The organism is Cupriavidus sp. SW-Y-13 (assembly GCF_009793345.1).
Classification (GTDB): Bacteria; Pseudomonadota; Gammaproteobacteria; order Burkholderiales; family Burkholderiaceae; genus Cupriavidus.
On record NZ_WHLX01000002.1, the window covers coordinates 1,358,522 to 1,378,307 of the forward strand.

The 19,786-nt window shown below is 64.3% G+C and carries 17 protein-coding genes; 14 read left to right on the forward strand and 3 right to left on the reverse strand.

Going from position 1 to position 19,786, the window contains the following annotated elements:
- Positions 1 to 30: 30 nt before the first annotated feature.
- Positions 31 to 996: a polysaccharide deacetylase family protein gene (locus GA566_RS21780; RefSeq protein ID WP_160473981.1), complete on the reverse strand. Its 966-nt coding sequence runs from the start codon at positions 994 to 996 to the stop codon at positions 31 to 33.
- A gap of 238 nt (positions 997 to 1,234) precedes the next feature.
- Between GA566_RS21780 and GA566_RS21785 the strand changes: the two genes are divergently transcribed.
- The 8 genes from GA566_RS21785 to GA566_RS21820 all read left to right on the forward strand — a co-directional run bounded on the left by GA566_RS21785 (position 1,235) and on the right by GA566_RS21820 (position 10,698).
- Entirely contained in the window at positions 1,235 to 2,410 is a 1,176-nt protein-coding gene (locus GA566_RS21785; protein WP_160473982.1) for an ABC transporter substrate-binding protein, read from the forward strand.
- A gap of 253 nt (positions 2,411 to 2,663) precedes the next feature.
- Positions 2,664 to 3,542 carry a branched-chain amino acid ABC transporter permease gene (locus tag GA566_RS21790; protein ID WP_137925395.1) on the forward strand — a complete coding sequence of 293 codons (879 nt, stop codon included), beginning with the start codon at positions 2,664 to 2,666 and terminating at the stop codon, positions 3,540 to 3,542.
- On the forward strand, positions 3,539 to 6,127 hold the full coding sequence (locus tag GA566_RS21795) for an ATP-binding cassette domain-containing protein (RefSeq protein WP_237380565.1): 2,589 nt from the start codon (positions 3,539 to 3,541) through the stop codon (positions 6,125 to 6,127). Before GA566_RS21790 ends, GA566_RS21795 begins: the two co-directional genes overlap by 4 nt.
- Complete coding sequence (locus GA566_RS21800) at positions 6,124 to 7,704, forward strand: gamma-glutamyltransferase family protein (protein ID WP_237380567.1); 1,581 nt, start codon at positions 6,124 to 6,126, stop codon at positions 7,702 to 7,704. The genes GA566_RS21795 and GA566_RS21800 overlap by 4 nt, the downstream gene beginning before the upstream one ends.
- A gap of 312 nt (positions 7,705 to 8,016) precedes the next feature.
- Positions 8,017 to 8,238, forward strand: a complete 222-nt coding sequence (locus GA566_RS21805; protein WP_137925397.1) for a hypothetical protein — start codon at positions 8,017 to 8,019, stop codon at positions 8,236 to 8,238.
- 97 nt (positions 8,239 to 8,335) lie between these two features.
- Positions 8,336 to 9,781, forward strand: a complete 1,446-nt coding sequence (locus GA566_RS21810) for an MFS transporter (RefSeq protein WP_160473983.1) — start codon at positions 8,336 to 8,338, stop codon at positions 9,779 to 9,781.
- A 150-nt stretch (positions 9,782 to 9,931) separates the two neighbouring features.
- Positions 9,932 to 10,309 (forward strand): hypothetical protein, encoded by a 378-nt coding sequence (locus GA566_RS21815; RefSeq protein WP_137925399.1) that lies wholly within the window; start codon positions 9,932 to 9,934, stop codon positions 10,307 to 10,309.
- Positions 10,306 to 10,698: a PIN domain-containing protein gene (locus tag GA566_RS21820; RefSeq protein ID WP_160473984.1), complete on the forward strand. Its 393-nt coding sequence runs from the start codon at positions 10,306 to 10,308 to the stop codon at positions 10,696 to 10,698. The genes GA566_RS21815 and GA566_RS21820 overlap by 4 nt, the downstream gene beginning before the upstream one ends.
- On the opposite strand, the gene GA566_RS21825 is transcribed toward GA566_RS21820, so the two are convergent.
- Positions 10,695 to 11,414, reverse strand: a complete 720-nt coding sequence (locus tag GA566_RS21825) for an SDR family oxidoreductase (RefSeq protein WP_160473985.1) — start codon at positions 11,412 to 11,414, stop codon at positions 10,695 to 10,697. The two genes, GA566_RS21820 and GA566_RS21825, sit on opposite strands and share 4 nt — an antisense overlap.
- A gap of 196 nt (positions 11,415 to 11,610) precedes the next feature.
- Here GA566_RS21825 and GA566_RS21830 point away from each other — a divergent pair, with 196 nt between their 5' ends.
- Positions 11,611 to 12,531: a DMT family transporter gene (locus tag GA566_RS21830; protein ID WP_237380569.1), complete on the forward strand. Its 921-nt coding sequence runs from the start codon at positions 11,611 to 11,613 to the stop codon at positions 12,529 to 12,531.
- On the opposite strand, the gene GA566_RS21835 is transcribed toward GA566_RS21830, so the two are convergent.
- Entirely contained in the window at positions 12,495 to 13,115 is a 621-nt protein-coding gene (locus GA566_RS21835) for a GNAT family N-acetyltransferase (protein WP_137925402.1), read from the reverse strand. The two genes, GA566_RS21830 and GA566_RS21835, sit on opposite strands and share 37 nt — an antisense overlap.
- A gap of 88 nt (positions 13,116 to 13,203) precedes the next feature.
- On the opposite strand from GA566_RS21835, the gene GA566_RS21840 reads away from it, so the two are divergent.
- The 5 genes from GA566_RS21840 (at position 13,204) to nirB (ending at position 19,784) form a co-directional block, all read left to right on the forward strand.
- Positions 13,204 to 13,704 (forward strand): helix-turn-helix domain-containing protein, encoded by a 501-nt coding sequence (locus tag GA566_RS21840; protein ID WP_160473986.1) that lies wholly within the window; start codon positions 13,204 to 13,206, stop codon positions 13,702 to 13,704.
- 205 nt (positions 13,705 to 13,909) lie between these two features.
- Positions 13,910 to 14,251 carry a helix-turn-helix domain-containing protein gene (locus GA566_RS21845; protein WP_255459601.1) on the forward strand — a complete coding sequence of 114 codons (342 nt, stop codon included), beginning with the start codon at positions 13,910 to 13,912 and terminating at the stop codon, positions 14,249 to 14,251.
- A 3-nt stretch (positions 14,252 to 14,254) separates the two neighbouring features.
- Positions 14,255 to 15,556 carry a type II toxin-antitoxin system HipA family toxin gene (locus GA566_RS21850; protein WP_160473988.1) on the forward strand — a complete coding sequence of 434 codons (1,302 nt, stop codon included), beginning with the start codon at positions 14,255 to 14,257 and terminating at the stop codon, positions 15,554 to 15,556.
- Positions 15,557 to 15,871: 315 nt separating this feature from the next.
- Entirely contained in the window at positions 15,872 to 17,185 is a 1,314-nt protein-coding gene (locus GA566_RS21855; protein ID WP_160473989.1) for an MFS transporter, read from the forward strand.
- A 37-nt stretch (positions 17,186 to 17,222) separates the two neighbouring features.
- Positions 17,223 to 19,784: a nitrite reductase large subunit NirB gene (gene nirB, locus GA566_RS21860; RefSeq protein ID WP_160473990.1), complete on the forward strand. Its 2,562-nt coding sequence runs from the start codon at positions 17,223 to 17,225 to the stop codon at positions 19,782 to 19,784.
- Positions 19,785 to 19,786: the final 2 nt, after the last annotated feature.

The window sequence follows — 19,786 nt, forward strand, 5'->3', positions numbered from 1 at the left end:
ACGTCGGTCAGGGAAACGATGGCCATGATGTTAGCGCGAAGCCGTTTTCGCAACCTGCTCCATCGCGTCGCAGATCGCGCCGGGCGTGGTCATCCACACATCGCCATGCGAGCGCCGCGCGGCGATATGCGCCAGTGCGCGCCGCAGGTGGCGCAGCCGGTACGGCTGGCCCACGAGATACGGATGCAGCGCAATGCCCATCACCAGCGGCTGGGGATGCTGCGGATGGTTGGCCTGCAGCAGCATCTCATCGAACTGGTCGATGATCATATCGGCAAACGCCGCGCCGTCGAGCTGGCGACCGATGATCATCGGGATATCGTTCAGTTCCTGCGGATAGGGAATCGACCAGATCGCGCCGCCGTCACGCGTCTGCATCGGCACCGGGCGGTCATCGTGTGCCCAGTTCAGCGTGTAGCGGTAACCGGCTTCGGCCAGCAGATCCGGCGTGGCCATCGTCTCGGAGATCCATGGCGACAGCCAGCCCGTCGGGGCGCGACCGCTGTGCGACTGGATACGGTCGCGGCAATGTTCGATCAGTGCGCGCTCCCCTGCTTCATCGAATTCGCTCTGCCGATGCGCATTGGTATGACCATGGCCGATCAGTTCGTCTCCACGTTCCAGACAGGCGTCGAGCAGTTCCGGGCAGTGATCGTAGAGCGCGGTGTTCAGGATCACGCCGGCAGGCATCTCCAACTGATCGAACAACTCCAGGCAACGCCATGCGCCCACGCGATTGCCATACTCGCGCCAGCTGTAGTTCAGCACGTCAGGCTGCGGCGATACGGGGCCGAGGTTCGCACCCAACCCCTCGCCAAACGCGAAGTGCTCGATATTGAAGCCCAGATAGACGGCCAGCCGTGCGCCATTCGGCCAGCGGAAGTGATCGACATCGATGATGGGCCGATACGGAAAGCGGCCATGGTGGCGCAGCGGACCGAACGTGGGTGCCGCAGCGGCCTGCGCAGCAGCCAGCGGACTCGGATTGAGGGTCATGAACGTTGCCTTTCTTCTGGTTGGTGCATCCGCCGGGCCGCTGCGCACCGCCTTCGTGCGCCGCGCCCCGTTTGTGATCGTATGCACTGATCGATACCAATCGTTCGCAAATTGCGGGCCAGATCGTCAACGCTTGGGAATCCGTTATGTCGCGGACCTTGGGGTGGATTTGTCAACGCCGTGGCATGGCTCTTGCAAGCCCACCCGGCGAATCCCATCCAACCCCCGGAGATCTGCCATGTTTCGTCCCCAACGCCGCGCACTGCTCGCCACCGCCGCTGCCGCCCTTGCGATGACCACGCTGCCGGCGCTCGCCGCCGACACCATCAAGATCGGCCTGATCACGGCGCTGTCCGGCCAGTCTGCGCGGGCGGGCGAATCGCTGACGCGCGGTATCACCATCGCCATCGACGAGATCAACGCCCGTGGCGGCCTGCTGGGCGGCCGCAAGCTGGAACTGGTGCGCCGCGACGACGAAGGCAACCCGGCCAAGGGTGTGCTGGCTGCGCGCGAACTGATCTACAAGGAGAAGGTGGCGGTGCTGTTCGGCGGTCTCGATACGCCGGTCTCGCTGGCCATCGTGCCGATCGCCAACCAGGAGAAGGTGCCGTTCATGGGTCCGTGGGCCGCAGGCACGCCCATCACGCATAACGGCGCGAATCCGAACTTTGCCTTCCGTGTCTCGGCAGTGGACGAAGTGGTGGACAAGGCCATGGTGCAGTACGCGCAGAAGACTTTCAGCGCCACCAAGGTTGGCCTGATCCTCGTGAACAACCCGTGGGGTGAATCGAACGAGAAAGGCATCGTCGCCGCGATGGCCGCCAAGGGCGGCAAGCCGGTGGGCATCGAGAAATTCGAAGGCACCGATGTAGACGTGGTGCCGCAACTGGGCCGCCTGAAGGCTGCCGGTGCCGATGTGCTGCTGATGGTCGGCAACGTGGGGCCGTCGGCACAGGTCGTGAAATCGCTCGATCGCATGGGCTGGAAGGTGCCGGTGGTTTCGCACTGGGGCCCCGCAGGCGGCCGTTTCACCGAACTGGCGGGACCGAACGCGAAGAACGTTCACTTCGTGCAGACGTACAGCTTCTTCGGCACCCAGACTCCGGTCAGCAATCGCGTAGTGGCCGACCTCAAGGCCAAGTACAGCGACATCAAGGGGCCCGACGACATCACGCCTGCAGTGGGCGTAGCCAATGCGTACGACGCCACGCAACTCGCCGCGCTTGCTATCGCCAAGGCCGGCAGCACCAAGGGCGACGCGATCCGCGAAGGCTTCTACAAGATCGACCGCTACGAAGGTCTGATCAAGACCTACGTGAAGCCGTTCTCGCCGCAACAGCATGACGCGCTGGGCGAGAACGACTACGTGTGGGCGCAGTTCATCGACAACCGGATCGTGCCGGTGAAGAAGTAAGGCTTCCTGTTTCCGCCGCATTGTGTTCGCCCCTCTCCCGCAATGCGGGAGAGGGGCGAACACCGACAGCATTTTGATATCCCGCTGTTTTTGCTCCCCTCTCCCGCGCGGCGGGAGAGGGGTTGGGGGTGAGGGCCGGAGGGTCTGCTTGCCGACCACATGGCAATTTGCACCGCTGGCCCTCTCCCCCGCCCCTCTCCCGCTTGCGGGAGAGGGGAGAACACCCCGAAAGAAGAAAGAATAAGGACTCACCATGTTATGGATATCCGCCCTGATCAGCGGGCTTGGCCTGGGCAGCATGTACGGGCTGATGGCGCTGGGATTTCACATCACCTACGCGGTATCGGCCACGGTCAATTTCGCGCAGGGCAGCTCGATGATGCTGGGCGCCGTGCTCACCTACACGTTCGCGCAGACGCTGGGCTGGCCGATGCCGCTGGCTATCCTGCTGGCGCTCGCGTTGTGCGCGCTCTACGGCCTTGCCGTCGAATTCCTCGCAGTGCGTCCGTTTGCAAGCCGTGGCTCCAACGCGTGGCTGATGGCAACCGTAGCACTGGGCATCGTGCTCGATAACGTGGTGATGCTCTGGTTCGGCACGGAGCCGCGCAGCCTGCCCTCCCCGCTCGCCACGCAATCGGTGCAACTTGGCAGCACGGGCGTGGGCGTCTATCCGCTGCAACTCGTGATTCCGGTGGTAGGACTCGCGCTGGCCGCCGTCCTCCACTACGTACTGCGCAAATCGCGCTGGGGCGTGGCGATGCTGGCCGTGGTGCAAAACCGCGATGCGGCACGCCTGATGGGGATTCCCATCCGTCGCACCATTGCCGGCGCGTTCGCACTTTCCACATTGCTCGCCGGTATCGCTGGCGTGCTGATCGCCCCGCTGTTCAACGTGCAGGCAGACATGGGCACCGTCTTCGGTCTCAAGGCGTTTGCCGTGGCAATTCTCGGCGGACTGTCGAGCGCATGGGGCGTGATGGTGGCCGGCCTGATCTTTGGTTTGGTCGAGGCGATGATCACCGCATCGCTGGGTTCCAGCTACACCCAGATCATCACGTTCGCGCTGGTGATCGCCATCCTGGCCCTGCGGCCCGATGGTCTGTTCGGACGCGCGGAGGTGCGCAAGGTATGAGCAAGACAATGACTTCCCCGGTGCCAACCACACCCGCCACCCACGCACCCCGCGCCGCCGCACCCGTGCTCGGCCTCGGCACGCCGCTGCAGATCGCGTCGATGATCGCCGTGCTGGTGGCATCCGCTGCACTCACACTGACGCTTAACGGCTACTTCGTATTCGTGATTGCCGGGGTCGCCATGCTGGCGATCTGCGGCGTCGGACTGAATCTGCTGCTTGGGCTGACCGGGCAGGTATCGTTCGGCCATGTCGGCTTCTACGCCATCGGCGCCTATACGGTGGCGATCCTGACCGGACAGGCCGGCTGGAGCTTCTGGGCCGCATGGCCGGTGGGCATGCTGATCGCCGCCGTACTCGGCGCATTGCTGGCGCTGCCTGCGCTACGTGTCAAGGGGCCGGGTCTGGCGATGGTGACCATTGCATTCGGCTTTATCGTCGAACACGGCGCGGTGGAATGGCGTGCCCTGACTGGCGGGCAGAACGGCCTGATGGGTATCGCGCAGCCTTCGCTGCCTGGTGTCGAAGGTGGCGAGCGCGCGCTGGCGCTGATCGCCATCGCCGTACTCGGTGTGGCGCTGGCGGCTTACGCTCGCATTTCGCGCGGTAGCTGGGGTGCCGCGATGCGTGCAGTACGCGACAGCGAAGCCGCCGCTGCATCGATCGGCGTGAATCCACTGGTGGTCAAGACCGTAGGCTTCGCATTCTCGGCAGCACTGGCCGGTCTGGCAGGTGGACTCTTCGCGCCGCTGCAGGGCATGGTCACGCCGGGCATGTTCTCGTTCCTGCAGTCGATCCTGTTCGTGCTCGTGGTGATGATCGGCGGTGCAGGTACGGTGGCGGGACCAGTGGCAGGCGCCATCATCGTCGGCCTGTTGCCCGAGATCCTGTCGAGCCTGGAAAACCTGCGCCTGCTGTGCTTCGGCGTACTGCTGCTGGTGGTGTTGTGGGTTGCACCGACCGGTCTCGTTGGTGTCGCAACATCCGCGTTCCGCCGCCTGCATCCCAAGGCCGCAGCCCAGCACGACGCCGTGACCGGTGCCACGCTGCCCGCGCGCGCACCAGAGGCGCGGCGAGGACTTTCCGCGCTCGGTCTGTCGATGGTGTTCGGCGGCGTGCGTGCCGTGGACAACCTTTCGTTCGATCTTCCTCCTGGACAGGTGACGAGCCTGATCGGCCCCAACGGTGCGGGCAAGTCCACCGTCCTGAACATGCTGTCAGGCTACTACCGTCCGCGCGCGGGGGGTCGCAAGCTCGGCAGCGACACCCTGCCCGCTCGTGGCGCGTGCCACAGCGCGCGGCAAGGCATCTCTCGCACCTACCAGACTACGCAACTGTTCGCGGGCATGAGTGCGCTGGATAACGTGGCGATTGCGCTGTCGCGCGGCAAGCTCGGGACGTTCCTCGGCATTGCCGGTTTCACCGCACCGTCCGTACGCGACGAAGCCCGCGCACTGCTGGCCGCCTGCGGCTACATGGGCAACCCCGACACGAGCGCAGCGGACCTCGCGCACGTGGATCGCCGACTCGTGGAAATCGCACGCGCACTGGCAACGCGGCCTGCTGTATTGCTGCTCGACGAACCGGCTGCCGGCCTCTCGCGCGAAGACAAGGCCACGCTCGGCCGTCTGCTGCGCAAGATTGCGGACAGCGGCGTGGCCGTGGGTCTGGTCGAACACGATATGTCGCTGGTCATGGACGTGTCGGACAGCATCGTCGTGATCGACGCAGGCCAGCATCTGGCTGCGGGCACGCCCGATGCCGTACGCGAGGACCCCGCCGTGCGCCGCGCGTATCTCGGCGATGCGGCAGCGGTACCTACGCGTCATCGTGCGGCATCGAAGAACGCTGCGCAGTTGCCCGAAGTCATCGGCGTCAGCCGCCTGCGTGCCGGCTATGGCGCGGCCCCCGTGCTGCACGATGTGGATCTGCAGGTGCGCGAGGGCGAGATGGTGGCGCTCCTCGGCGCCAATGGTGCAGGCAAGTCCACGTTGATGCGTGCGATGGCCGGCCTGCATCGCCCCGTACAGGGTGGCATCACGTTCGACGGCACCGACCTGGCCCGACTCGATGCCGCACGCATCGTCGAAATGGGTGTGGTGCTGGTGCCCGAAGGCCGGCAGGTCTTCCCTGAACTGTCAGTGCTCGACAACCTGAAACTCGGCGCCTTCCCCTCGGGCCGCATCGCGCGCTCAGAGATGCTGCAGCGGGTTGAATCGATGTTCACGCGCTTCCCGCGCCTGCGCGAGCGGCAGCATCAACGCGCCGGGCTGCTGTCCGGCGGGGAGCAGCAGATGCTGGCCGTGGCACGTGGTCTGATGTCGAAGCCGACCGTGGTGCTGCTCGACGAGCCATCGCTGGGCCTCGCGCCGAAGGTTATCGACGAACTGTTCGCCTCGCTCGACAAGCTGCGCGAAGCGTCGATCACGATTCTGCTGGTAGACCAGATGGCGGCCCTTGCGCTGTCTCTGGCAGACCGCGCCTACGTGCTCGAAGAAGGCCGCGTGGTGGCGAGCGGCGATGCGGAGACGCTGGCGCGCGATCCCGCACTGGTGCAGGCTTACCTCGGCGGACAACACGCATGAGCCGGCTCGCCACTTCCCGCGCGGGCATGGTCACCAGCCCGCATGCACTGGCCAGCGAGGCGGGGCTGGAAGTCCTGCGCGCCGGCGGAAATGCCATCGAGGCCGTGATCGCCATCGGCGCAACGCTGGCCGTGACTTACCCGCACTTCACGGGATTGGGCGGCGATGCGTTCTTCATCGTCAGCGATGGCGCGGGCAACGTGCGCACGTTGTCCGGCATAGGGCAGGCCGCCGGCACGCTGCCGGACTACGGCGATGCGATTCCCACGCGCGGCGCCGCGTCCGCCCTCACCACCGCTGCCACGGTCGATACCTGGGACCGCGCGTTCGCCATCAGCCGCGGCCAGTGGGGTGGCACCCAGAATTGGAGCAGCCTGTTCCAGCGCGCCATCACGCTGGCGCATGAAGGATTCGAGGTCACGCCGTCGCAGCGCTTCTGGCAAGCCTTCCGCAAGGACGAAGTTGGTAGCTGGCCCGGCTTCTCGAGCACGTTCATGCCCGATGGCAGGCTGCCCGAAGCCGGCGATTGGCTGCGCCAACCCGCGCTGGGCCGCAGCCTGGCGCGCATTGCCACGCATGGCGCGCGCGAATTCTACGAAGGCGAACTGGCCGAGCGTATCGTCGCTGGTCTGCGCGAAGCGGGTTCTCCGTTGTCGATGCAGGATCTGGCCCGCACTGCCGCGCGCGATGAAGCGCCGCTGCGCGTGCCATATCGCGGCGGCGAGCTACTGAGCCTGCCGCCGCCCACGCAAGGTGTGACCACGCTGCAGATCATGGGCATCCTGGAGCGGTTCGACATCGGGAGCCTGGAGGAAGGCAGCGCGGACTACTATCACGTGCTCGTGGAGGCCGTGAAACAGGCGTTCATCGAACGCAACCGCTACGTGGCGGACCCCGAGTTCCATGCCGTGCCGACGGACGAGATGCTGTCGCCGACGCGGCTTTCCGCACTGGCTGCGCATATCGATATGACGCACGCATTGCCGTGGCCACACGTCTACCAGCACGGCGACACCGTGTATCTCGCGGCGGTGGATGGCGAAGGCCGCTGCGCAAGCGTGCTGCAGACCGTGTATTTCGATTGGGGCAGCGGCGTGGTGGCCGGCGATACCGGCATCCTGTGGCACAACCGTGGCGCCGCCTTCAGCACGGACACGCGGCATCCCAATTGCATTGCAGCAGGAAAGCGTCCGTTTCATACGTTGAACCCGGGCATGTACCTGCGCGGCGGCAAGCCGCGATTGCTCTATGGCACACAGGGTGCAGACGGTCAGCCTCAGACGTTGGCCACCGTGCTCACTCGCCTGATCGACCACGGCATGGACCCGCTCACCGCGCTGTCGCGACCACGTTTTCTGCTCGGCCGCACATTCTCCGATACGCGCGACAGCCTCAAGATCGAGGCCGATGCCGGCGACGATGTGATCGCTGCGCTGGCCGCGCGCGGGCACGAGGTCAGCGTCATCCCCGCGCAAAGCCCGCTGGCAGGCCATCCCGGTGCCATCGCGTTGTACGACGACGGACACCGTGCAGGCGCCCACGACCCGCGCAGCGACGGCATCGCCATGAGCGCGTGAGGGGCTTGCATCATCAGATGACAATCCTGTTGCATCATGCAGGCAAGGCGAAGCCTGCATGACGAGGGGATGACAACCCTGCGTTGTGTAGCGGTTTTGTATCGGTCCGGAACCGATGCCGGGGCGCCCCGTCCAATGCAATGACTGTCGACTGCGGATCACGATGCAATGCAGCGTGCAAGCTGCAGCGCGATAGTCCAGAATCTCGACGGAGAGGCGCCCCCCAGCATCGGCACATCGCCGATGAAGTACCGCTGAGAAGCGCGTCCCTATGTCCCCAGCAACCGCTCCCCTCTCGCCAAGGAGAACACCGTGCTGAGCCCACATGAACTTGCCACGCTGATGCTGATCGGCAATGGCCCCCAAACGCGTAACGACACCACTGCCGCATCGCGTGAAATCGATCCCGTCGATCTCGACGCCCTGATCAACCACGAACTGGTGGTCCTGCAATCCGAACAGGGCAAACGCCCTTGCCCGCAAATCACCGCTCACGGCCGTTCGATGCTGGCCGCCGTGGGTCGAATGGGCTGACGACGTATCAGTGGTTCACCGACAGGCAATTGCACCGCCTGTGCTTATCATCCCGTGAATACGGCGCTGCGTATCGCCCAGCGCCGCATTCACACTCATGACACAACCCTCCTCCACCGGCTGGCAATCGGACATTCCCGCACGGCTTGACCGTCTGCCGTGGTCGGCATGGCACTGGCGCGTAGCCATTGCGCTTGGCGTTGCGTGGGTGCTCGACGGTCTGGAAGTCACGTTGGTCGGTTCGGTGGGCGCCGTGCTGGAACGGCCCGACACGCTGGCGCTCGATGCCACGCAGGTGGGCTGGAGCGGCTCGCTCTACATCCTCGGGGCTGTGTTCGGCGCACTGGTCTTCGGGCGGATGGCCGACCGGCTCGGCCGCAAGAAGCTGTTCCTCGCCACGCTGGCGGTCTACATGGCTGCCACGCTCGCCACCGCCTTCTCGCCCAACTTCGCGTTCTTCGCGGTGTGCCGATTTGTCACAGGCCTGGGCATCGGTGGCGAATACGCAGCCATCAACTCGGCCATCGACGAACTGATTCCCGCCCGCGTGCGTGGCCGCGTGAACCTGGCGATCAACGGCAGCTTCTGGCTCGGCGCCGCGTTGGGTGCCGGACTGAGCCTGATACTGCTCGATCCTCGCGTATTCGGCCCGGTCTGGGGCTGGCGCGTCTGCTTCGGCCTGGGCGCCCTGCTGGCCGTGGCTATCGTGCTGATCCGCCGGCATATCCCGGAGAGTCCACGCTGGCTGACCACCCACGGCCGTCACGCGGAAGCCGGCCGGGTCATCGACGCCATTGAAGCCGAGGTATCACGCCAACATGGCCCGCTGCCCGCCGTGGACCCGCGCGCGGTGGTGGCCTACGCCGGCAAACCCATCCCCGCGCTGCGCGATATCGTGCGCCTGCTGGTCCACCGCTACCGTTCGCGCAGCGTTGTGGTGCTGGCGCTGATGGTGGCGCAGGCATTCTTCTACAACGCCATCTTCTTCACCTACGCGCTGGTGCTGACGCGCTTCTATGCCGTGCCGGACGAGCGCGTGGCGCTCTACATCTTCCCGTTCGCGCTCGGCAACGCGCTGGGTCCGTTCCTGCTAGGACCATTGTTCGATCGCATCGGGCGTCGCAAGATGATTGCCGTGACCTATGTGCTTTCCGGGATCGGACTTGCGGCCACGGGCTGGGCCTTTGTGGAAGGACACCTCGATGCGCGCTCGCAGGCGCTATGCTGGTCCGCCGTGTTCTTCCTGGCGTCGGCAGCCGCAAGCTCGGCCTACCTGACCGCCAGCGAGGTCTTCCCACTGGAAATGCGCGCGCTGGCCATCTCCGTGTTCTACGCCGTGGGCACGGGCACCGGTGGTTTCATCGCGCCAGTGCTGTTCGGCATGCTGATCGAGACCGGCAGCCGCGGCGCGGTGGCTATCGGCTACGGCATCGGCGCCACCCTGGTGATCGTGGCGGGGCTGATGGCGCTGCGATTCGGCGTGGATGCAGAACGACGGGCGCTGGAGGACATTGCGCCGCCGCTGGGCGCCGAGAGGGACTGACCGGCCCGTTGGTTGACCCTTTGATTGGACGCAAACGGCTGGCCGCCACTTTGAGAACCGTCCCATATCGCTTCGTCGGCCCTCCCCCGAGAATGGTTGCACCGGGCGCCAATGCGCTGCCGGGCCAACAACCAACCGAGGGGCACAACCATGAATGCAGCAACCCTGGCAGCCGACACCACGGCTTCCACATCAGCTTCCACATCGGCTCCCACATCCGCTGACGCTAGCGTGGCAGCCGACCATCATTTCTCGATCCACCATCTCGAAGGCTGCCTGGGCCGGGTGCGGACGCCGACCGAGGCAGAGATTGGCGCGGCTGTTGCGGATCTTGAAACGCTGGATACCCGTGCCGATGCCGACTTCAACCGGACGCTGCCGCCGCTTCGGCCGGGCCAGCGGTGTTCCGTGGTGCAGCTCGAAGGCTGTCTGGGCCATCTGGCTTCATGTTCCGCGCCAACGCTGGAAGAACTGGACGCAGTCATTGCCGACGCAGCCAGCGAGCGCTACCTGAGGAGCTTCGCATGATCGGACTGGACTCGAACATCGTGCTGAGATTCCTTGCGCGAGATGACCCCAGCATGACACCGAGGGCGACTTCCATCATGAGGTCGCTCTCCACGAGCCTGCGGGGTTTCATCCCGATTGCCGTGCTGGTCGAGGTGGTCTGGACCATGCGGCGCCACTACGGCGCGGACCGGAGCACGATCGCGCGCGTCGTCGAGTACATGATCCGCAGCGACGAACTCGTCGTGGAGTCCTCCGATATCGTGAAGTCGGCGCTCTACCTGTTCCGGGAGAAAAAGGGCGATTTCGCCGACTGCCTGATCACGCGCACATGCGAGGCGGCGGGCTGCTCCCAGACGCTCACATTCGATCGCAAGGCGAAGGAAAACGGCATGCGCCTGGTCAACTAGCTCAATCCATCCAGCACCATATGCTGCCCATGCACCGCCTCTGCCGCATCCGAGGCCAGGAACGCCACGGCGCGCGCCGCCGCGCCGGTAGACACCCAAAGCGCATGGTCGGCGGCAGGCATCGCGTGCCGGTTGGCGGGGGTAACGAGAATACTCGGGGCGATGCTGTTCACGTTGATGCCAGAGGTGCGCACCTCGTGGGACAGGCTTTCTACCAGTCGCTGCAACGCGCTCTTGGACGCGGTGTAGGCACCCATTGCCGCAGCGCCCTGGCTGGCAGCTCGCGCGGACACGGCCACTACTTTTCCGCGCTGCTGGAACTTCATCGCCGGAATGAAGTGGCCGGTAACGGCCACGAAGGACCACGCATTGAGATCCATCATCCGTACAAACGACTCGCGGCTCAGCGCGTGGGTGGGCTCACCCATCTCGAACCCGCCGGCCACATGCACAAGCACATCGACCGAGCCCAATGCATCGAGGATGGCTGCTGCCACCGGGGCCATGGCCGTATCCGATGTGACATCGGCGGCGTGCAGCAAGGTACCGCCGTGGTCGGGTTCGGGATGGGCGAACACGCTCTGCAGATGCTGCAGGTCGCGGTCGATCAGCGCAAGCCGCGCGCCTTCCGCTGCAAACCGGCTGGCGATGGCACGGCCGAGGGCGCCGGCGGCACCGGTGATGACAACATGACGGCGGACGGCACTGGCTTCCATGGCGATCTCCTGGAAAGGGGGTGTCTGCCCCGCTGGGGTCTCTCAACCATAGTGCGTGGCACCGCGCTTCGCCAGATGCGGCGTCGGAGGCAACTGTACAGTGGCGGATCACGGCATCTGTGCATGGTTGGCCGCGCAATGTTGGGGCATGATGCCGCACCACCCCGCCACGGGGCCATCGCACCCAGGATCACAATTGCCGCTTTCCCGCCTCAAACAGAGCGATACGCTGCTTGCCGTGCTGGCGCTCATCGCGTCGATGGCGTCGCTATGCATTGGCACATCGTTCGCCAAAAGCCTGTTTGGCGCCGTCGGCGCACAAGGCACGGTTGCCATGCGCGTGTCGTTCGCCGCGCTGATCCTGATTGCTGTCTGGCGGCCCTGGCGCTTTCCGCTGTCGGGCGCCCATGCCCGCGCCATCGCGCTGTACGGGGCCGCGCTCGGCGCCACGAACCTGCTGTTCTATATGTCGCTGCGCACGATCCCCCTGGGTCTGGCCATTGCGATCGAATTCACCGGGCCACTGGCGGTGGCGGTGCTGTCATCACGCCGCGCCATCGACTTCGTGTGGATCGCATGTGCCGTACTGGGTCTGATCCTGCTGCTACCGCTCGGCGAAGCCTCGACGCATCTGGACCCGGTCGGTATCGGCTACGCGCTGGCTGCCGGCGTGGGTTGGGCGCTCTATATCGTGTTCGGCCAGATGGCGGGAAACGCCCATGGTGGGCAGGCGACCTCGCTGGGCATGACCATGGCAGCCATCGTGGCGGTGCCGTTTGGCGTGGCGCATGCAGGAACCGACCTGTTCAGCCCGGCGCTGCTGCTATCCGGGCTGGCCGTCGGCCTGATGTCGAGCGCGATTCCCTATTCGCTGGAAATGGTGGCGTTGAAGCGGCTGCCGCGCCGCACATTCGGCATTCTGCTGAGCCTGGAGCCGGCCATGGGCGCACTGGCTGGACTGGCCTTCCTGCACGAACAGCTGACGCCCATCCAGTGGGTGGCCATCGGGGCCATCATCACGGCGTCCATCGGCTGCACAGTGACGGCGCGCGGAAAGCGACCGCCGCCGCAGGACGAAGCTCAGTTGGCGGCGAACCAGTCGGCTGGCAACCACTGAGGCGTCAGCCGGCCGGGATGTGCCGGGGCAGGCGCGCCCAGCGTCAGGCTGACTTCATGCAGGAAGCTGTCCTCCGGATTGCGGCGTGCGGAGAAGCCGCACTCGCGCATGATCGCCAGCATGCGGCGGTTCTCGCTGAGGACGTCGCCACGCATCCCCCGCAGCTTGCGGGTCCGCGCAATGTTCTGGAGCCGCTGGATCAGGCGCCGCCCCAGCCCCTTGCCCTGCCAGCCATCGGCCACCACGACGGCGAGGTCGGCCACGCCTTCGGCATTCACCACGTATTCGGCCTTGCCAATGATCGTCTCCTCACCATCCGGCGACGGCGAAGTCAGCACCACGGCCACATCGCGATCCGGCCGATAGCCAATGAAACTCTCGATGATCGTGTCGGCAACCCGTCCGCCGGTCAGATAGCGGTAGTAGCGGCTCTCCAGCGACAAGCCATCAATGAAGGCGCGCAGCCCGGCGCGGTCCGTGTGCCGTACCGCGCGCAGCGTCACGCGCGCACCGCCCGATACCTGCCACGATTCTTCCGCGTTCGGCATCCCCGTATAAGCAGCAGCACCCTGTGTTTGGCTCATGACAACCCCTGACTACGTTTTACATAGCCAGAAGCATAGTCGAAACCCTAGCTTTTGCAAATGAAGTTAGGGCTGCTATGCTGAAGTCATGGACAAGACACCTATCGCGTCACCCGAAACCCCGCCGATCAGCCCCGCTGACTTTGCTCAGTGCTCGATTGCCGGCACCTTGTCGCTCATCGGCGAGAAGTGGACCATTCTTATCTTGCGGGATGTGTTCTCGGGTGTGCGACGATTCGACGATTTCCTGGAGCGGCTCCAGTGCTCGCCCGCCGTCCTGTCTGCCCGGCTGAAAACGCTGACCGAGGCCGGCCTGCTCCGCAAGATTGGCTACAAGGAGCCGGGCGAGCGCGAGCGCTTTGCCTATCACCCCACCCGCGCCGCGGTCGAGCTGCTGCCCGTGATCGTGGGCTTGATGCAATGGGGCGACGACCACCTGACAACCTGCGGACAAGGCCCGGCCGAAATCCGCTCGAAGGTCAACGGCCTCAAGGTCCGCGCGGCCCTCGTGGACGAAAACAACGACCCTGTGGCGCCGAATGAGATGGCGTTGATTTCGTTGTTGGCGCCAGTCAGAGCAGACGACTAGCCATCACCGCCGAAGCCGACATGAGTGAGCGCCTCAACGAGATTTAGCGCTCACTCATGAGCACTTAACGCAAATAAGCGCTCATATGTGAGCGATTAAATCCATGCTGCTTGACGGCCGGATGATGCTTGCCCAATAATGCAGCAACCTCCGAAGGAATCTAAGCGCTCACATGGGATCGATTAAACTGCCTAAAAGCTCGTACATGAGCGATAGGGACACTGCCGTCGTCCCTACTCCGGTTTCGCGCGCTCTGATAAAGCTCGGTCGCGATTTATCGATGGCTCGAAGGAGGCGGATGCTGACTCAGCAGTCGATGGCCGAACGCATCCAGACATCTGTGTCCACGCTGCGACGCCTGGAAAAAGGCGACCCCCGCATTCCGATCGGCACCATCGCGCAAGCAATGTTCGTATTGGGCGAACTGGAAAAGATCAGCGGCTTGCTGGAGACTGCCGACGACGACATCGGGCTGACCCTGATGAATGAACAACTTCCTCAGCGGGTTCGAGGCAAGAAGCAAAAGCCTGATTCGGGAGCACTCTGATCCATGGCCCCGACGCGGAAGAAGGTTGGCGTCGCCTTGGGTCAGCGGGCCATACCGCTTGGCGAACTCGCCTATGCCCGTGACGGACGACGGGAGCATTCGTCATTCGCCTACGACGCCGCTTGGCTATCCGACTCGGCAAAGTTCTCGGTCTCCCCTGACCTTCCTCTCGTCTCAGGCAACCAGTTCCGGAAAGCACCGAGCAAAGACGACTCAATCTTCCATTTCGCGTTTGCGGACACCGAACCCGATGGTTGGGGCTGCCGCGTGATCGCGCGCGACCATGCCAAGCGCCGTAAAGCTGCGCAGCGAAACGACCTTCCTGTGCCATCGGCAGAACTGACCGAAATGGACTACCTGCTCGGGGTCGACGACACAAGCCGGATCGGCGCCATCAGACTCGTCGATCCAGAAACCAGGCGTTTCCTGCGCGTCATTGAAGACGGTGAGCGCGGAACACCACCGCTTCTGGAGCTTGCGCAACTGATGGCGGCATCGCGCGCCGTGGAGTTGAACAAGGAAACCGAAGCGGACCTGCGATATCTGCGCGGCCGAGGTACGTCGATAGGTGGCATGCGCCCGAAATGCACGATCGTCGACGACGACGGGCATCTGGCGATCGGAAAGTTTCCCAGCGTGAAGGACGATCGCAGCGTCACCCGAGGCGAAGTCCTTGCCCTGCAACTGGCTGCTGCAGCCGGAATCAACGTCTCCGACTCGCGCGTCGTCATGTCCGACGACATCCCCGTGGCACTGATTCGCCGGTTCGATCGCGTTGAAGGCGGAGGCCGGATTCCCTATCTTTCCGCCGGTTCAATGATGCAGGCATCCCGGCAAGACGACCACGCCTACACGCAGATCGCGGAAACCATCATTGCAAACAGTGCGCGTCCCGCCGAGGACCTTGAAGAGCTATGGCGTCGCCTCGTCTTCAATCTGCTGATTACGAATGTCGACGACCACGTGCAAAACCACGGTTTTCTCCACGTCGCTCACGGACAATGGCGCCTGGCGCCCGCGTTCGACATCAATCCCTTCCCCGACAAGGACCAGGAACTCAAGCTTTGGCTCGATGAAGCCTATGGCCCGGTGGATTCCATCAAAGCCGTCATCGGCGTGGCAAGCTACTTCAGGCTGGATTCGTCCGCAGTCCAGCGCGTGCTGGGTCAGGTCTGCCGCGCCATCGACACATGGGCGAACGTTGGCAAGTCGGCCGCAGTGGGCATGTCGAACCGTGACTTGGATGATTTCGCTCCGGCATTCGAAAACGCACAGATGCGGATTGCAAGGTCATTGCTGAAGTAGTCCCACGCACCGCCCCCGCACATTGCACTGCACCATAGCCGTGCGAACGCCCTAGTCTGGCGCTGCACCATAACGTGCAAATGGGTATAAAGACGCACTTTTTAAGCGTTTCTCTGCCCCACAAGCTACCTCCAAGACACTTCAAACGCCTGGCACACCGCTTGCGATATAGAGCGTGGGCCGGTCAACGGCGACTGTCCCACCCCACATAAAACGACGGCTATGCCATGTAGCCGTCTGTCAGGACAACGGCGTCCCCTGAACTGGTCACTCTTGCCAGATTCTCGGGACGCCTTTTGTTTTTGGAGCACGAGAATGAACGGCAAAGCCACCCGGATCGAACTGCTGAATTTCAGCACGCCGCAGATGCGCGCTTTCCACCTGACCTGGATGGCGTTTTTCGTCTGCTTCTTCGCTTGGTTCGCTTGTGCGCCGCTGATGCCCGTGCTCAAGGGTGAATTCGGTCTGACGCCTGGTCAGATCGCCAATATCAATATCGCCGCCGTGGCCGTCACCATCATCGTGCGCCTGATCATCGGGCCGATGTGTGATCGCTTTGGCCCGCGCAAGACCTACACCGGCCTGCTCGCCATCGGCGCCATCCCCGTGATCGGCGTGGCGTTCGCGCAGAGCTACGAGACCTTCCTGTTCTTCCGCCTGCTGATTGGTGCGGTGGGTGCCAGCTTCGTGATCACGCAGTACCACACGTCGGTGATGTTCGCGCCAAACGTGGTGGGTACGGCCAATGCCGCGTCGGCGGGCTGGGGCAATGCCGGCGGCGGCGCCGCGCAGGGCGTGATGCCGCTGCTGCTGGCCGCCGTGCTGTTCCTCGGTGTGGATCACGCCATGGGCTGGCGCGTGGCGCTGATCGTGCCGGGCGTGCTGATGCTGGTGATGGCGTTCATTTACTGGCGCTTCACGCAGGACTGCCCCGAAGGCAACTTTGCCGATCTGCGCGCACGTGGCATTGCAGTGAGCGGTGGCAAAGGCGGTGGCGGCTGGGCTAGCTTCCGCGCGGCCAGCACCAACTATCGCGTCTGGCTGCTGTTCATCACGTACGGCGCATGTTTCGGCGTGGAGATCTTCATCCATAACGTGGCCGCCACGTTCTATGTGGATCGCTTCGGCCTGTCGCTGTCGGCAGCCGGCATGGCAGCGGCGAGCTTCGGCCTGCTGGCGCTGTTTGCCCGTGCGTTGGGCGGCTATGTGTCGGATCGCTTTGCGCGCCGTCGCGGCCTCGATGCCCGCTCCATCGTGCTGTTCGTCTTCATTCTTGGCGAAGGCCTGGGCCTGCTGGCCTTTGCCCACGCCTCGGGCGTGGCCATGGCGATCGTCGCAATGCTCGTCTTCGGCCTGTTCACCCACATGGCCTGCGGCGCCACGTATGCGCTGGTGCCGTTTATCGATCGCAAGGCGCTGGGCGGTGTGGCCGGGATCATCGGCGCAGGCGGCAACGTGGGCGCAGTGGCCGCGGGCTTTCTGATGAAGGATCTGGGCGATCTGCAGCAAACGCTGACGTATCTCGGCGTGGCCGCCACGCTGGCCGCGCTGTGCGCCATTGCCGTGCGCTTCAGCGCCGAGCACAAGGCGCAGGAGCAAGCCCTCTACGACAACGCCCTCGCCAACTAATCGACAAAGCACAACATCCCCGCACAAGGAAAGCATCATGAAGATCATCATCGTCGGGCACGGCATGGTCGGCCACAAGTTCCTGGAATGCCTGGCTGAAGCCGGCGCGCAGGACCTCGAAGTGACGGTGCTCTGCGAGGAGCCGCGTCCTGCCTACGATCGCGTTCACCTGTCCGAGTTCTTCGCGGGCAAGTCCGCCGATGACCTGTCGCTGGTGCCGGAAGGCTTCTTCACGCAGCACAACAACATGCTGCTGCGCCTGAACGCGAAGGCCACGGCCATCGACACCGCCACGCGTACGGTCACCACTTCTACCGGCGAAACGCTCTCCTACGACAAGCTCGTGCTGGCCACCGGCTCGTATCCGTTCGTGCCGCCGCTGCCGGGCAAGGATCGCAAGGACACGTTCGTCTATCGCACCATCGAAGACCTCGAAGCGATGCTGGAATGCGGCAAGCGCGCGAAGTCTGGTGTGGTGATCGGCGGCGGCCTGCTGGGTCTGGAATGCGCCAAGGCCCTGCGCGACATGGATCTGGAAACGCACGTGGTGGAGTTCGCGCCGCGCCTGATGGCCGTGCAGGTGGACGATGGCGGCGGCCGCATGCTGCGCCAGAAGATCGAAGACCTCGGCGTCAAGGCGCACACGGGCAAGAACACCGTGGAGATCGTCGATGGCGTGGATGGCACGCACCGCATGAACTTCACCGATGGTTCGCACCTGGACACCGACATGATCGTGTTCTCGGCGGGCATCCGTCCGCGTGACGAACTGGCGCGCGACAGTGGCCTGAATATCGGCCCGCGCGGCGGCATCGTGATCGACAACAATTGCCTGACCTCGGACCCGCACGTCTACGCTATCGGCGAATGCGCGCTGTGGGACGGCAAGATCTACGGTCTGGTCGCGCCCGGCTACGACATGGCGCGTGTGGCCGCGCGCCACCTGCGCGGCGAAGCTGCCGAGTTCGGCGGCGCCGACATGAGCACCAAGCTCAAGCTGATGGGTGTGGACGTGGCCAGCATCGGCGATCCGCACGGCAATGTGCCGGGCAGCCGTTCGTACCAGTTCACCGACGAGCGCAAGCAGGTCTACAAGAAGCTCGTGGTGTCCGATTGCGGCAAGTTCCTGCTCGGCGGCGTGCTCGTTGGCGACGCCGAGGAATACGGCACACTGCTGCAGATGATGCTGAACCGCATCGAGTTGCCCGAGTCGCCCGAATTCCTGATCCTGCCCTCCTCCGATGGCCAGGCCAAGCCCGCGCTGGGCGCCGACGCATTGCCTGACACCGCACAGATCTGCTCGTGCAACAACGTCAGCAAGGGCCAGATCTGCGCCGCCGTGACGGATGGCGCCACCAGCATCGGCGCGCTGAAGACCTGCACCAAGGCCGGCACGGCGTGCGGCGGCTGCGTGCCGCTGGTCACGCAGATCATGAAGGCCGAGATGAAGAAGCAGGGCATGGCGGTGAACAACCATCTCTGCGAACACTTCCCGTATTCGCGCCAGGAGATGTATCACCTGGTGCGCGTGGGCAAGTTCAAGTCGTTCGACGATCTGCTGGCCGCGCACGGCAAGGGCCTGGGCTGCGATATCTGCAAGCCCACGGTCGGCAACATCCTGGCTTCGTGCTGGAACGATTTCGTGCTCAAGGAAGAGCACGCCAGCCTGCAGGATTCCAATGACTACTTCCTCGCCAACATCCAGAAGGACGGCACGTACTCGGTGGTGCCGCGCATGCCGGGTGGCGAAGTCACGCCCGATGGACTGATCGCCGTGGGTCAGGTGGCCAAGAAGTACGGCCTCTACACCAAGATCACGGGCGGTGCGCGCGTGGACATGTTTGGCGCTCGCCTCGAAGAACTGCCGCTGATCTGGGAGGAACTGGTTGCCGCCGGCTTCGAGTCGGGCCATGCGTACGGCAAATCCCTGCGCACCGTGAAATCGTGCGTCGGCTCCACATGGTGCCGCTATGGCGTGGATGATTCGGTCGGCCTCGCCATCGACATCGAGAACCGCTACAAGGGCCTGCGTGCACCGCACAAGATCAAGTTCGGCGTCTCCGGCTGCACGCGGGAATGCGCCGAAGCACAGGGCAAGGACGTGGGCATCATCGCCACGGAAAAGGGCTGGAACCTCTACGTGTGCGGCAACGGCGGCATGAAGCCGCGCCACGCCGAACTGCTGGCGGGCGATCTGGATCGCGAAACGCTGATCCGCTACGTAGACCGCTTCCTGATGTTCTACGTGCGCACCGCCGACCGTCTGCAACGCACCAGCACCTGGCGCGACAACCTCGAAGGCGGCCTGGACTACCTGAAGTCCGTGATCATCGACGACAAGCTTGGCATCGGTGCCGAACTCGAAAGCGAGATGCAGCATGTGGTGAACACCTACGAGGACGAGTGGAAGAAGGCCATCACCGACCCCGAGACCCGCAAGCGTTTCCGCCACTTCGTGAACAGCGACATGCGCGACGACAACCTCGTCTTCCTCGAAGAACGCGGCCAGATCCGCCCGGCTACGCCTGAGGAACGGAACTTGCAGCGTTCCCGCCTGAACCACATTCCCGTGGTTGCCGTGCCCGCCAATGCAGCCTGATA

Bases quoted from the DNA above. Each gene is read 5' to 3' on its own strand.
- GA566_RS21835 (WP_137925402.1), bottom strand. From the start codon at position 13,115: ATGAGCCAAACACAGGGTGCTGCTGCTTATACGGGGATGCCGAACGCG.
- GA566_RS21790 (WP_137925395.1), top strand. From the start codon at position 2,664: ATGTTATGGATATCCGCCCTGATCAGCGGGCTTGGCCTGGGCAGCATG.
- GA566_RS21850 (WP_160473988.1), top strand. From the start codon at position 14,255: ATGGCCCCGACGCGGAAGAAGGTTGGCGTCGCCTTGGGTCAGCGGGCC.
- GA566_RS21825 (WP_160473985.1), bottom strand. From the start codon at position 11,414: ATGGAAGCCAGTGCCGTCCGCCGTCATGTTGTCATCACCGGTGCCGCC.
- GA566_RS21780 (WP_160473981.1), bottom strand. From the start codon at position 996: ATGACCCTCAATCCGAGTCCGCTGGCTGCTGCGCAGGCCGCTGCGGCA.
- GA566_RS21800 (WP_237380567.1), top strand. From the start codon at position 6,124: ATGAGCCGGCTCGCCACTTCCCGCGCGGGCATGGTCACCAGCCCGCAT.
- GA566_RS21815 (WP_137925399.1), top strand. From the start codon at position 9,932: ATGAATGCAGCAACCCTGGCAGCCGACACCACGGCTTCCACATCAGCT.
- GA566_RS21785 (WP_160473982.1), top strand. From the start codon at position 1,235: ATGTTTCGTCCCCAACGCCGCGCACTGCTCGCCACCGCCGCTGCCGCC.
- GA566_RS21820 (WP_160473984.1), top strand. From the start codon at position 10,306: ATGATCGGACTGGACTCGAACATCGTGCTGAGATTCCTTGCGCGAGAT.
- GA566_RS21855 (WP_160473989.1), top strand. From the start codon at position 15,872: ATGAACGGCAAAGCCACCCGGATCGAACTGCTGAATTTCAGCACGCCG.
- GA566_RS21810 (WP_160473983.1), top strand. From the start codon at position 8,336: ATGACACAACCCTCCTCCACCGGCTGGCAATCGGACATTCCCGCACGG.
- nirB (WP_160473990.1), top strand. From the start codon at position 17,223: ATGAAGATCATCATCGTCGGGCACGGCATGGTCGGCCACAAGTTCCTG.
- GA566_RS21795 (WP_237380565.1), top strand. From the start codon at position 3,539: ATGAGCAAGACAATGACTTCCCCGGTGCCAACCACACCCGCCACCCAC.
- GA566_RS21840 (WP_160473986.1), top strand. From the start codon at position 13,204: ATGGACAAGACACCTATCGCGTCACCCGAAACCCCGCCGATCAGCCCC.
- GA566_RS21845 (WP_255459601.1), top strand. From the start codon at position 13,910: ATGAGCGATAGGGACACTGCCGTCGTCCCTACTCCGGTTTCGCGCGCT.